The 12,260-nt window shown below is 60.2% G+C and carries 12 protein-coding genes and 1 pseudogene; 6 read left to right on the forward strand and 7 right to left on the reverse strand.

Annotated features, from left to right (window positions below):
* Positions 1 to 97 precede the first annotated feature (97 nt).
* Positions 98 to 1,117, forward strand: coding sequence for a tRNA dihydrouridine(20/20a) synthase DusA (gene dusA / locus GN234_RS08690; protein ID WP_176688303.1), 1,020 nt, complete (start codon positions 98 to 100; stop codon positions 1,115 to 1,117).
* Positions 1,118 to 1,294: 177 nt separating this feature from the next.
* The gene (gene tal / locus GN234_RS08695) at positions 1,295 to 2,221 is read left to right on the forward strand and encodes a transaldolase (RefSeq protein WP_072407787.1); all 927 of its coding nucleotides are present in this window, start codon (positions 1,295 to 1,297) and stop codon (positions 2,219 to 2,221) included.
* A gap of 211 nt (positions 2,222 to 2,432) precedes the next feature.
* Here tal and rssC read toward each other — a convergent pair whose 3' ends face one another.
* The 3 genes from rssC to GN234_RS08710 all read right to left on the reverse strand — a co-directional run bounded on the left by rssC (position 2,433) and on the right by GN234_RS08710 (position 5,119).
* Positions 2,433 to 2,915 (reverse strand): anti-sigma factor antagonist RssC, encoded by a 483-nt coding sequence (rssC, locus tag GN234_RS08700; protein WP_025212773.1) that lies wholly within the window; start codon positions 2,913 to 2,915, stop codon positions 2,433 to 2,435.
* Positions 2,915 to 4,096, reverse strand: coding sequence for a two-component system response regulator RssB (gene rssB, locus GN234_RS08705; protein ID WP_014339338.1), 1,182 nt, complete (start codon positions 4,094 to 4,096; stop codon positions 2,915 to 2,917). The genes rssC and rssB overlap by 1 nt, the downstream gene beginning before the upstream one ends.
* Positions 4,097 to 4,429: 333 nt before the next feature.
* On the reverse strand, positions 4,430 to 5,119 hold the full coding sequence (locus tag GN234_RS08710) for an MlaA family lipoprotein (RefSeq protein WP_109751600.1): 690 nt from the start codon (positions 5,117 to 5,119) through the stop codon (positions 4,430 to 4,432).
* Positions 5,120 to 5,319: 200 nt separating this feature from the next.
* Here GN234_RS08710 and GN234_RS08715 point away from each other — a divergent pair, with 200 nt between their 5' ends.
* Both GN234_RS08715 and GN234_RS08720 read left to right on the forward strand, forming a co-directional pair.
* On the forward strand, positions 5,320 to 5,940 hold the full coding sequence (locus GN234_RS08715; RefSeq protein WP_116831875.1) for an HAD family phosphatase: 621 nt from the start codon (positions 5,320 to 5,322) through the stop codon (positions 5,938 to 5,940).
* 109 nt (positions 5,941 to 6,049) lie between these two features.
* Positions 6,050 to 6,313 carry a DUF4404 family protein gene (locus GN234_RS08720; RefSeq protein WP_116831874.1) on the forward strand — a complete coding sequence of 88 codons (264 nt, stop codon included), beginning with the start codon at positions 6,050 to 6,052 and terminating at the stop codon, positions 6,311 to 6,313.
* A gap of 171 nt (positions 6,314 to 6,484) precedes the next feature.
* On the opposite strand, the pseudogene queF reads toward GN234_RS08720, so the two are convergent.
* Both queF and copI read right to left on the reverse strand, forming a co-directional pair.
* A pseudogene (gene queF / locus GN234_RS08725) lies at positions 6,485 to 7,317 on the reverse strand (NADPH-dependent 7-cyano-7-deazaguanine reductase QueF).
* Positions 7,318 to 7,378: 61 nt separating this feature from the next.
* The gene (copI, locus tag GN234_RS08730; RefSeq protein WP_176688304.1) at positions 7,379 to 7,900 is read right to left on the reverse strand and encodes a copper-resistant cuproprotein CopI; all 522 of its coding nucleotides are present in this window, start codon (positions 7,898 to 7,900) and stop codon (positions 7,379 to 7,381) included.
* A gap of 152 nt (positions 7,901 to 8,052) precedes the next feature.
* On the opposite strand from copI, the gene GN234_RS08735 reads away from it, so the two are divergent.
* Both GN234_RS08735 and GN234_RS08740 read left to right on the forward strand, forming a co-directional pair.
* Positions 8,053 to 8,733, forward strand: a complete 681-nt coding sequence (locus GN234_RS08735) for a heavy metal response regulator transcription factor (protein ID WP_109751595.1) — start codon at positions 8,053 to 8,055, stop codon at positions 8,731 to 8,733.
* Positions 8,730 to 10,082, forward strand: a complete 1,353-nt coding sequence (locus tag GN234_RS08740; RefSeq protein ID WP_176688305.1) for a heavy metal sensor histidine kinase — start codon at positions 8,730 to 8,732, stop codon at positions 10,080 to 10,082. The genes GN234_RS08735 and GN234_RS08740 overlap by 4 nt, the downstream gene beginning before the upstream one ends.
* A gap of 180 nt (positions 10,083 to 10,262) precedes the next feature.
* Here GN234_RS08740 and GN234_RS08745 read toward each other — a convergent pair whose 3' ends face one another.
* A complete protein-coding gene (locus tag GN234_RS08745; RefSeq protein WP_109751593.1) occupies positions 10,263 to 11,507 on the reverse strand; it encodes a lipoprotein-releasing ABC transporter permease subunit in 1,245 nt (414 codons plus the stop codon).
* A gap of 63 nt (positions 11,508 to 11,570) precedes the next feature.
* Positions 11,571 to 12,254, reverse strand: coding sequence for a lipoprotein-releasing ABC transporter ATP-binding protein LolD (gene lolD / locus GN234_RS08750; RefSeq protein ID WP_162843734.1), 684 nt, complete (start codon positions 12,252 to 12,254; stop codon positions 11,571 to 11,573).
* Positions 12,255 to 12,260: the final 6 nt, after the last annotated feature.

Consider the following 12,260-nt stretch of genomic DNA (forward strand, 5'->3'; position numbering starts at 1 on the left):
GTTGCTACATTGCCGAGACCGGTTGCTACAATGTAGCAACCGCTATCCAAAAACAAGGAAAAATGGGTAAAAACCGCTGTATAAAAGATCAGTATCAATGAATTTAGAAAAACCTGAAGCGCCCGTAAACACTGGATCATCCCGTCGAGAGCCGTCCCGCCGCTTCAGCGTTGCGCCGATGATGGATTGGACCGACGCCCACTGTCGCTTCTTCCTCCGCATCCTCTCCAAACACGCCCTGCTCTACACCGAAATGGTCACCACCGGCGCGCTACTCAACGGTGACCACGAACGCTTCCTGCGTCACCACCAATCCGAACACCCCCTGGCCCTGCAACTGGGCGGCAGCGTCCCAGCTGACCTGGCCGCCTGCGCCCGTATGGCCCAGGAGCACGGTTACGACGAGGTCAACCTCAACGTCGGCTGCCCCAGTGACCGAGTGCAGAACAACATGATCGGCGCCTGCCTGATGGGGCATCCGGATTTGGTGGCTGACTGTGTGAAGGCCATGCGCGATGCGGTGTCGATTCCGGTGACGGTCAAGCATCGCATCGGGATCAATGGGCGGGACAGTTACGAGCAGTTGTGTGAGTTTGTCGGGACGGTGCGTGAGGCCGGGTGTACGAGTTTTACCGTGCATGCGCGGATTGCGATTCTGGAGGGGTTGTCGCCGAAGGAGAATCGGGATATCCCGCCGCTGCGTTATGACGTGGCCGCGCGGTTGAAGGCGGATTTTCCGGAGTTGGAGATTGTGCTCAACGGTGGAATCAAGACGCTGGAGGCGTGCCACGAACATCTGCAGACGTTCGACGGTGTGATGCTGGGGCGCGAGGCCTATCACAACCCGTATCTGCTGGCCGAAGTAGATCAGCAGCTGTTTGGCAGCACCGCGCCGATCATCACCCGGGCCGAGGCGCTGGCGCAGTTGCGGCCTTATATCGCCGATCACCTGGCGGCTGGCGGGGCGATGCACCACATCACCCGTCACGTGTTGGGGCTGGGGACCGGGTTCCCGGGAGCGCGGCGGTTTCGGCAGTTGTTGTCGGTGGATATTCATAAAACCAAGGATCCGCTGGCGTTGCTGGATCAGGCGGGACAGTTGCTGGAAGGACGCTGACCGTCACTTGCTTTGAACCTGCGAGCTGTTTTGGCATCGTATCTACCGATACCGCCCCGACCTTTCAAACAACCGTTTTCAGGTTGTTGCCACCGGGGCCGTCGATACCTATTCACGCCCTTGAGTGGCTGCCGGCCCTCGGGTAATGTCAACAGACCCATAGGACAGAGCACGCTCATGACTTCCAAGCTGGAACAACTCAAGCAATTCACCACCGTCGTGGCCGATACCGGCGACTTCGAGGCCATCGCCCGCGTCAAACCCGTGGACGCTACCACCAACCCTTCCCTGCTGCTCAAGGCCTCGGCCATTCAAGGTTATGCCGAGCAACTGAACGCCTGCGTGGCGGACTGCAAGGGCGATGTGGGCCTGGCCAGCGACCGTTTTGCCGTAGCGGTCGGGCAAGAGATTCTGAAAGTGATCCCGGGGCGTATTTCCACTGAAGTGGATGCACGTCTGTCATTCGATACCGAGGCCATGTTGAAGCGTGCGCATCGTCTGATCGATCTGTACGAAAAAGCCGGCATTGGCCGGGATCGCGTGCTGATCAAGATCGCTTCCACCTGGGAAGGCATTCGTGCCGCCGAGCAACTGGAGCGTGAAGGCATCCAGTGCAACCTGACCCTGCTGTTCTCCTTCGCCCAGGCCGCGGCCTGTGCCGATGCCGGGGTGTTCCTGATTTCGCCGTTCGTGGGCCGTATCTACGATTGGTACAAGAAAGCCAATGGCAACGACTACACCGGCGCCGATGACCCGGGCGTGCAGTCGGTGACGCGTATCTACAATTACTACAAGGCCAATGACTACAAGACCGTGGTCATGGGTGCGAGCTTCCGCAACCTCAACCAGATCGAACAACTAGCCGGCTGCGACCGCTTGACCGTCAGCCCGGACCTGCTGGAAAAACTGGCCGCCGATGAAGGCAAGCTGGAGCGTAAGCTGGCGCCAGGGCAAGCCGGGGAAGCGCGCTTGATTCTCAATGAAGCGCAGTTCCGCTGGTTGTCCAACGAAGACGCCATGGCGACCGAGAAACTGGCCGAAGGTATTCGTCAGTTTGCCCGGGACCAGGAGAAGCTGGAGGCGTTACTGCAAGCCAAGCTTTGAGCGGATTCATGTGAAAAAGGGCGAACCTTGGTGGGTTCGCCCTTTTTTATTGGTTTTGCGCACGGAATGCACTGGCCGGAACGGCCTCATCGCGAGCAGGCTCGCTCCCACAGGGGGTCAGAGTGAATCAGGTATTGCGGCAAAAACAAGTCCTTTGCGGGAGCGAGCCTGCTCGCGACGGGACCTGCTTAGCCGACACAAGACTCAAGCGTCAGGGCCGCTCCAGCGCATTCACCAAGTCGTGAAACGCTTCACGATTGGAGTCATTGAGCCCCATGAGAATCTTGTGGGCTTCGAGCACCTTGATCCGCACTTCTTCTTCAGACTGGTCCTGGTCAGGCAGGTCGTCCAGGCATTCAGGGCATGGCACGGGGTCGCCAACGATGTTGAACACCTGGTCAAAACCCATGGACTGCAGCAGACGGGTGATATCGTTGTGGGTGGTGACAACGGTCGGCAGCAAGCCGACCTTCTGCCGTGACAGGATCGACAACTTGGCCAGCAGGCCCAGGGTGGTGCTGTCGATGCTGCGGGTTTCGGTCAGGTCGATCACGATGGCGCTGAAGTTCAGCGCAGTGAAGATCCGCTCAATAGTCGCATCCAGCGCCGAACACAGGGTCAGGCGCACTTCACCGACAAACTTCAGGACAAAGGTGCCGTCCTGCTCGGCGAACTGGATTCTACCGGTACTCATCAAAGGTTCCTGCTCAACACTAACAGGGCGATATCATCCGGCATCTCCCCTAGCGTGGCTAATCCAAACACTTGACGCAAGCCTTCCAGGCTGCCGCCCGCTGCGCTTACCCGTTCAGGCAAGGCCGCTTCTTTCTCTTTGAGTGTAGGTTCTGTCAAAAGGTCCAAAATGCCATCAGACATCAGCGTCAGGCTGAATGTCGGTGGCAATTCCAGTACGTGGTCTTCGTAGGTGGCCTCGTTGAACAGGCCCACCGGCAAACCTCGCCCTTCCAGGTAACGAACGCTGTCTGGCGTATACAACACAGGCAAAGGCAGGTGACCGCCGATGCTATAGGTCAACAAACCAGTCTCCTCGTCGATGACTCCACCGACCATTGTGACGTGTTTGCCCAGCTTACAACTGATCAGGCCTCGGTTGATATGCCCAAGGACTTCTGACGGCTTGAATTCTGGCAATGTGCCATTGCGCTTGGATTCGAACAACAGGCGCGTGGTCATGAACTTCAACAACACCGTCACGAACGCCGAGGAAGCACCATGGCCGGAAACATCGGCCAGGTAAAAGGCCACTCGTCGTTCGTCGACCCGGAAATAGTCCACGAAATCGCCCGACAGGTACAACGACGGAATGATCTGGTGGGCAAACCGGAAATCGTCGACGGTCCAGGGGCTGACCGGCAGCATGTTCATCTGTACCTGGCGCCCGGCGTTCTGGTCTTCCTGCAACAGGTTCAGGCTGGCTTCCAGCTCGCGGTTGGCGGTTTCCAGCTTTTCACGATAGCGCTGGTTTTCCAGCAACAGCCGCGAACGGTCCAAGGCCCGGCGCACCGAGTGTTCGAGTACCGCGAGGTCTTCAAGGGGCTTGATCAGGTAATCCGCCGCGCCCAGGCGCAACGCCTCGACCGCGTCGTTCATTACGCCCGCGCCCGAAACCACGATCACCGGGGTCTGCGAGGAAATCTCGGTGACCTGGCGAATGAGTTCGAGTCCGCCCATCTGCGGCATGCGCAGGTCGCAGATGACCAGGTCGGGCTTGTCTTGCTCGAATACCTGAAGACCCTGTTGGCCATTGCTGGCCTGCAGGACGCTGAAACCACTGTCTTCCAAGTAGGCTGCGAGGCTGGCTCGCACCACTTCGTCATCATCGATTATCAGCAGCGTGGCACTGGTTTTTGGCATGTGGGCAAACGGCGCCAGAATTAGGTTGGCGTAGCGGGCTGGGCTGTCTGGCCTGGCACGCACTACTGGATTCGCTTTCTAGCCTCTCTGTCGTACCGGTTTCAGGCCTTTGCCCTACACGCAAATACATCAGAGGTGCCCTTCTAAGGCGCAGACGGTACTCCCATCCGCCGGGCGTTTCAAGCTCATGCAGATAGCCGCTTGCCGTCTTTATTTGTCAAAGTACAGAGAGTTATAAGAACCGAGCGAAGCGTAACTCAATGGAAGGATCAAACCACCTCCAAAGCACAGAAGGCGGCCTTTCGGGCCGCCTTCCAGATCTACGAGACGAAATCAGAAATCGTCTTCAACCTGGCCATCCTTGACTTTGAATTCGCGGTTTTGCAGGTAAGCGTTGCGGATGAAGACGTACTTGTCACCGCTCACCATCTTCTCGGCCGACAACAGGCTGGCACGGGTGTCGACGACGTTCAGGCCTCGAATGGAGTTACGCACCGAGACGTTATCGATATAACGATACGGAGCCGTGTAGTCATCGACCAGCTTGGCTGGCGCGTCACGCAGGGTGCTTGGCCCCAACAGCGGCAACATCAAATACGGACCACTGCCCAGGCCCCAGTAGCCCAGGGTCTGGCCGAAATCTTCATCGCTGCGCTGCAGGCCCATCTGGGTGCCCACGTCGAAGAAGCCCAGCAGGCCGAAGGTGGTGTTGAAGATCAATCGGGCGGTGTCGACACCGGCAGCGGCCGGCTTGGCTTGCAGCACGTTGTTGGCCAGGTTGCCCACGTCGCCGATGTTGCGGAACATGTTATGGATGCCGTCTTCGAGGAATTGCGGCGTCACGTATTGATACCCCTGGGCCAGTGGCTTGAGCGCATAGGTATCGAGGGTGTCGTTGAAAGTGAAGATTGGACGGTTGATGCTTTCCCAAGGATCTTCTTCCGTGGCGGCCTGGGCAGCGAACGGAACCAGCAAGACGCTGGCAGATAAACACAGCAGAGCTAGACGATGGCTCCAGCGCATAGGGAAAACTCCTTGGATTATTCAGGCAAGGGCGCCGAGCCCAGGCGGTAAGCTGGCTAGTATAAGACGGAACGCGTAGATAGGCAGCACCGAAAAGCACGCAGATCGTAGGACTTTTCCGCGACCGGCACCCTTCATCTCACTGTCACCGGACTGTCATCGAGGCCCATTAGGCTGCTGGTTATTTCAAGGACGTTCCCATGCCCCGCGCCGAAGCCCTGCCCCTCCCCGCCTCCAGCCTGACCGCCGTACTGTTTGGCCTGAGCGGATGCCTGGTGGATTTCGGCGCACGCATCCGTCAACCAGGGGCTGGGCCAGTCGAGCATGCGCAGCCCACACCTGGCGCCCTTGAGAGCTTGCAGCAGTTGCAGCGCCAGGAAATCCCCTGCGCCTGGCTCGACGAGTTGCCACCTGCCATCAGCCACGCCCTGGCGGCTTCATTGCCGACATGGATCAAACCACCGCAACTTCCTGCAACAAATAATCCTTGGCCGGCGCCGCATGCCTGCTGGCAAGCCTTGATGGCGCTGAACGTCCAGCAACTGGACGGCTGCGTATTGGTCAGTGGCGAACCCAGGCTGTTGCAGTCGGGGCTCAACGCCGGCTTGTGGACCATCGGCCTGGCGTCCTGCGGCTCGCTGTGCGGCTTGGCGCCTGACCAATGGCAGGCGCTGAGCCAACAGGAACGGGAAACCAAGCGCGCCAAGGCCACTGTGCAATTGTTCGGCTTGGGAGTGCACTCGGTGATCGACCACCTGGGTGAACTCGACACTTGCCTGGCGGATATCAGCCTGCGTCGACTCAAAGGCGAGAAGCCATGACCGGGATCATGCAGGGTGCGTGAGGGTGGATTACTCTTAAGGCAAGCCATGGACTTTTGACCAGCCGTCGCGGTCCATGGCTGTGCCTATCAATAAAGGGAGTACGCCAATGCCTGCCCGCGAATTGCAAGAACAGCTCAATAACCTGCGCGAGCAATTGGAACAGAATCCACCACTTTCCGAAGCCGAGCGCTATGACCTGCAGGCGCTGATGCAACAGATCGAACTTGAACTTGAGCTGGAAAGCAAAACACCGGACAACAACCTCGCCGACAATGTGAACCTGGCTGTCGAACGTTTCGAGGTGGAACACCCCACCCTTGCCGGGACCTTGCGCAACATCGTGCTGGCCTTGGGCAACATGGGGATCTGACCCCCTTCAAATGCAAAAAGCCCTGCTATCGCTAGCGGGGCTTTTTGATGTCGGCAATCTGAAATGCAATCCATTGTGGGAGCGGGCTTGCTCCCGAAGGCAGTGTGTCAACCAAATGGACGTCGACTGACACACCGCCTTCGCGAGCAAGCCCGCTCCCACATTAGATACTCATTGGCGGACCAAACGATGGTTCGGCAATTGCACCGCTTCAGTACTGCGATACGGGTTGATATCCAGCCCACCACGACGCACATACCGCGCGTACACGGTCAACTTCTGCGGCTTGAGCAAGCGCTGCAGGTCGAGAAAAATCCTCTCTCCACGCATTGCTCATGGAAATCCGAATGCTGGCGGAAGCTGACGATGTAGGCCAGCAGGCTGGCCGGGTCCAGGGCCGGGCCGCGATACTCCACCACCACGCTGCCCCAGTCCGGCTGACTGGTCACCGGGCAGTTGGACTTGAGCAGGTGGCTGTGCAGGCTTTGCTCGACGATGCGCGATGCATCGCAACGCAACAGCTCCGGGCGCGGGTGCGCGTAGGAATCGACGCTGATGTCCAAATCGTCGATGCATGTACCAGGCAACGCCACGATGCCTTCGCTTTCCACATCCTTGAGGCTGCGGATCCGCACGCCCACCGCTTTGCCGGCGGCTGCCGACAGGTCCTGGCGCAGGGTCGCTTCCAGGCTCGCGGTATCGGCGAACGGCGTCTGGTTCAGGGAATTGAGGTACAGCTTGAAGGATTTGGACTCGATGATGTTCGGCGAGTCCGCCGGGATCGCGAACTCACCGATGGCCACCACCGGCTTGCCGGACGGCAACAGCCACGACAGCTCGAAACAGTTCCAGAAATCCACGCCCTTGTACGGCAAGGTCTCGGCCGTCAGGCCCAGTTCCGCCCATTTCGCGGTGCGCGGGATCGGAAACAGCAGTGACGGCGTGTACGTGGCGATGTATTCGCTGGACTTGCCCAGCGGCGAGTGTTCGGCTGCGGGATGCATGACAGAAACCTGACTGAAGAATCAGCGGATTCTATCAGCCTTTGCCGTAGCCTTTGAGTGCTTACTGACTGACTGTCAGGTCGCCCTTCATCCCGGCCTGGTAATGCCCGGGAATATTGCAGGCAAACTCCAGGCGCGTGGCCTTGCTGAAGGTCCAGGTCAGCTCGGCGGTTTTGCCCGGCTCCACCAATACGCTGTTGGGGTCATCGTGGCGCATGCTCGCCTGGTCGTGGCCCATGGCGCCATGGTCCATCCCCGGCTTCATCGCGGTCGGCATCAACTGGCCGCTCTGCTGCATCTTGAGCATTTCCTGTTGGTGGTCGGCGTACATGGCGGCGTCGCCCAGGTTGAATTCGTGGAGCAACTGGCCTTTATTGATCAGCACGAACCGAACCGTCTCGCCGGCCTTGATATCAAGGGCACCGGGATCGAACGTCATGTCGCCCATCACCACCTCGATGCTGCGACTGGCCTTGGCTGCCGGTGCAGGCTGGCCAAAATCGAAATGGCCCGGCGATGCCCACGACGACGCACTGAGGGCCAGTGCGCAAGCGGCCAGGATCAAGCGGTTTCCCATCAACATGTCCATACTCCAATCAGTTTCAGCTTGTGGGAAACTCTATCGCTACAGGCCTGCCAGTCGGCTGACAGTTCGATTACAACTTTGTCAGGTTACACCACGAGCCCGCCTGCCACGGTATAACGCCCTCGTTCCAACCCTGCATTGAGCCGCCCATGAAACTGCTGATCGTCGAAGACCAAACCAAAACCGGCCAATACCTGCGCCAAGGCCTGGGCGAAGCCGGGTTCAACGCCGACCTGGTAGCCGACGGGATCACCGGCCAGCAACTGGCCTTGAGCGGCGAATACGCCTTGCTGATCCTCGACGTGATGTTGCCCGGCCGCGATGGTTGGCAGATCCTGCAAGCCGTTCGCGGAGCCGGGCTGGATACACCGGTGTTGTTCCTCACTGCGCGGGACGCGGTACAGGATCGGGTCCACGGCCTGGAGCTGGGCGCTGATGATTACCTGGTCAAGCCCTTTGCTTTTTCCGAGTTGCTGGCACGGGTGCGCAGCCTGCTGCGTCGAGGCAGCTCGACACAACAGGAAACCGCCCTGCAACTGGCCGACTTGCGCCTGGACCTGATCCGCCGCCGCGTCGAACGCAGCGGTCGACGCATCGATCTCACCGCCAAGGAATTCGCCTTGTTGGAAATGCTCCTGCGCCGTCAGGGCGAAGTGCTGCCCAAGTCGCTGATCGCGTCCCAGGTCTGGGACATGAACTTCGACAGCGACACCAACGTCATCGAAGTCGCGATACGGCGCCTGCGAATCAAGATTGACGATGAGTTCCCCAGCAAACTCATCCACACCGTGCGGGGCATGGGTTATGTGCTTGAAGAGCGCAGCCTGTGAGGGGCCGGTGGTCACTGAGTAGCCGCCTGGCGCTGCTGTTCGCTGCCTGCACCGCCGTGGTGTCATTGTTCGCCGGCATCCTGTTCAGCCGTGGCAGCGAGGCGCACTTCATCGAGCTGGACCAGCAACTGCTCGAAGGCAAGCTGATCGGCCTGCGCCGGACCCTGCAAGATCTCGACGCCGAACAGATCCAGGGCCGCCTGGAAGATGAACTGAGCCGTCAGGCCGATCTGGCGCTGCGCATCAAGGGCAGTGATGGTGTGCGTTGGTACGACAGCTCGATCCGGATCCCGGCTCAATTGCCGGAGCGGCCCGGCCTGTCGACCCTCAGCGATGCCGACAACGACTACCGGGTGTTGAACGCGCCGCTGTATCCCGATCGAGCCAATTCACCACAACTGACCCTGTTGCTGGACATCACTCATCACCAGCATTTCCTGCAACGCATGCAGCGCCTGATCTGGCTGACTGTCGGCCTCTCAGCCCTGGCCACGGCCCTGCTCGGTGCCTGGGCCGCCCGGCGGGCCTTGCGGCCATTGCGACGCATGGGCGCCATCGCCCGCAGCGTCTCGGCCCGCTCTCTCAACGCCCGACTGCCCGAAGAGCAAATGCCTACGGAACTGGCGGAATTGGCCCACAGCATCAATGCCATGCTCGGACGCCTCGACGATGCGTTTCAGCGACTCTCGGCGTTCTCGGCCGACATCGCCCATGAGTTGCGCACGCCGCTGTCCAATTTGCTGACCCATACCCAGGTCACCCTCACCCGCGAGCGCTCCCTGGAGGATTACCGCGAGGCATTGCACAGCAATCTCGAGGAACTGCAATGGATGGCGCAATTGGTCAATGACATGCTGTACCTGGCCAAGGCCGACCACGGCCTGCTGGCGATCAATCGCGAACCGCTGCAATTGGCCGAAGAAGTGGACTTGCTGCTGGACTTCTTCTCGCCCCTGGCCGAAGACACCAACGTACGCCTGAGTCGCGAGGGCGAAAGCCACATCGAGGGCGACCGTAATATGTTGCGTCGGGCCCTTTCCAACCTGCTGGACAACGCCCTGCGCTTCACCCCCGTTGACGGCGAAGTGCGGGTACGAATTGTCGATGAGGTTCAAGGGGTGAGCGTAAGCGTGGAAAACAGTGGCGAGGGGATTCCAGCGGACCTGCTGCCGCGCCTGTTCGACCGTTTCTACCGCGCCGACCCGGCTCGCCAGGAAGGCAGCAGCGAACACGCGGGGCTCGGGCTGGCGATTACCCGCTCGATCATCCGCGCCCATGGCGGGCAGATCCACTGTGAGTCAGCCGATGGCTGGACGCGGTTTGTGATCGAGTTGCCGAAAGAGAATTGAAGGCAGCACACAACCTGTGGCGAGGGGATTTATCCCCGCTGGGCTGCGAAGCAGCCCCAATACAGTCAACTCAACCTGCCTACTACCCCCAGGTGCCAGGGTTTAGGGTCGCTTCGCGACCCAGCGGGGATAAATCCCCTCGCCACAGAGAGCATCCATTTGACACGAGGTTGTGCGACCTCAAGAGTAGCGCAACGCCTGCGCCGGCTCGATCTTCGCCGCACGCCACGCCGGGTACACGGTAGCGAGGAAGCTCAGGATGAACCCGGCCGAGCAGATCAGCAGAACATCGGCGCGCTGAAGCTCCGACGGCAGGTTGCTGACAAAGTACACATCAGAACTGAAGATGTGCTGGCCACTGACCCGCTCCAGCCAGCCCACCAGCTCACTGACGTTCAACGCCGCGATCACCCCCAACACGCCGCCGATCAGCGTGCCGACGACGCCAATCACCGTGCCCTGGACCATGAAAATCGCCATGATCTGCCGCGGTGTGGCACCGATGGTGCGCAGGATCGCGATGTCCGCGCCTTTGTCGTTCACCACCATGATCAGCGTGGCGATGATGTTGAACGCCGCCACGGCGACGATCATCAGCAACAGCAAGCCGATCATGGTCTTTTCCATCTTCATGGCACTGAACAGGCTGCCCTGGGTGTGGGTCCAGTCGTCGGCCTTGTAGTTCGCGCCCAGGCCGGTGGCGATGTCCCCGGAGACCTTCGGCGCCGCGTACAAATCTTTCACCGCCAGGCGCACGCTTTGCACCTGGTTCGGCTGCCAATGCTGCATCTGCGCGGCGTCGGCCACGTGGATCAGGGCCATGGAGCCATCCAGTTCGGCACCGACCTTGAATACACCCACCACGTTCAGCCGCTGCATGCGCGGAGTGATACCACCCGGCGCGGTGCTGACTTCCGGCACGATCAGGGTGATTTTATCGCCGACGTTCAGGCGAAAACGCCGCGCGGTGATTTCACCGATCACCACGCCAAACTCGCCCGGCTTCAAGGCATCGAGACGGCCCTGAACGATGTGCTGGGCGACGATGGACACCTTGCCTTCCTGGGCCGGATCGATGCCGCTGATCTGGATCGGCTGCATCGAACCCTTATGGCTCAACATCCCTTCCATCTCGGTGAACGGCACGGCGGCGGTCACCTCGGGATTTTTCAGCGCCGCGGCGGCCACTGGCTGCCAGTCGTCGATCGGATTGACGCCGACGATGGTGGCGTGGGGCACCATGCCGAGGATGCGCGAGCTCATTTCGCGCTGGAAGCCGTTCATCACCGACAACACCACGATCATCGCCAGCACACCCAGGGCGAGGCCGATCATCGAGGTCATGGAGATGAACGAAACAAAGCGATTGCGGCGCTTGGCGCGGGTATAGCGCGTGCCGATAAAGATCGATAACGGTCTGAACATTCGCGGGGCACCGTATGAAAATAAAAGACCCGGCACGGGTTTCAAGTGCCGGGTTTCGGTCGGTCAGATGGGCGTCAGGCAACCTTCCTGCAAGTGCAGGACGCGGTCCATCTGCCGGGCCAGGTTCATGTCGTGGGTCACCACCAGGAACGCCGTGCGCATCGAGGTGCTGAGTTCCAGCATCAGGTCCTGAATGCCTTGGGCGGTGTGGGAGTCGAGGTTACCGGTCGGCTCGTCGAGCATCACCAGGCCAGGCTTGTTGACCAGGGCGCGGGCAATCGCCACACGTTGGCGCTCGCCACCGGACAGTTCTGCCGGCTTGTGCTCCAGGCGATGGCCCAGCCCTACCCGTTCCAGCAACGCCGTGGCGCGCTGACGGGCTTCAGGAATCGCTGTGCGACCGATCAACAGCGGCATGCAGACGTTTTCCAGCGCGGTGAACTCAGGCAGCAAGTGGTGGAACTGGTAGACGAAACCGAGGGAACGGTTGCGCAGCAGGCCACGAGCCTTCTCGTTCAGCGCCGAAAGCTCTTCGCCGGCCAGCCAGACACTGCCAGCGGTCGGCGTGTCGAGGCCGCCCAGCAGGTTGAGCAAGGTACTCTTGCCCGACCCGGAGGTGCCGACAATCGCCACGCGCTCGCCAGGGTGCAACTCCAGTTGCAGGCCCGACAGCACCACCACCGACTCAGGACCTTCCTCGTAGGATTTGCCCAGGTTGCGGCAACTCAAGATAGCTTTTTCACTCATGCCCGA

Source organism: Pseudomonas bijieensis (genome assembly GCF_013347965.1).
Taxonomy (GTDB): domain Bacteria; phylum Pseudomonadota; class Gammaproteobacteria; order Pseudomonadales; family Pseudomonadaceae; genus Aquipseudomonas; species Aquipseudomonas bijieensis.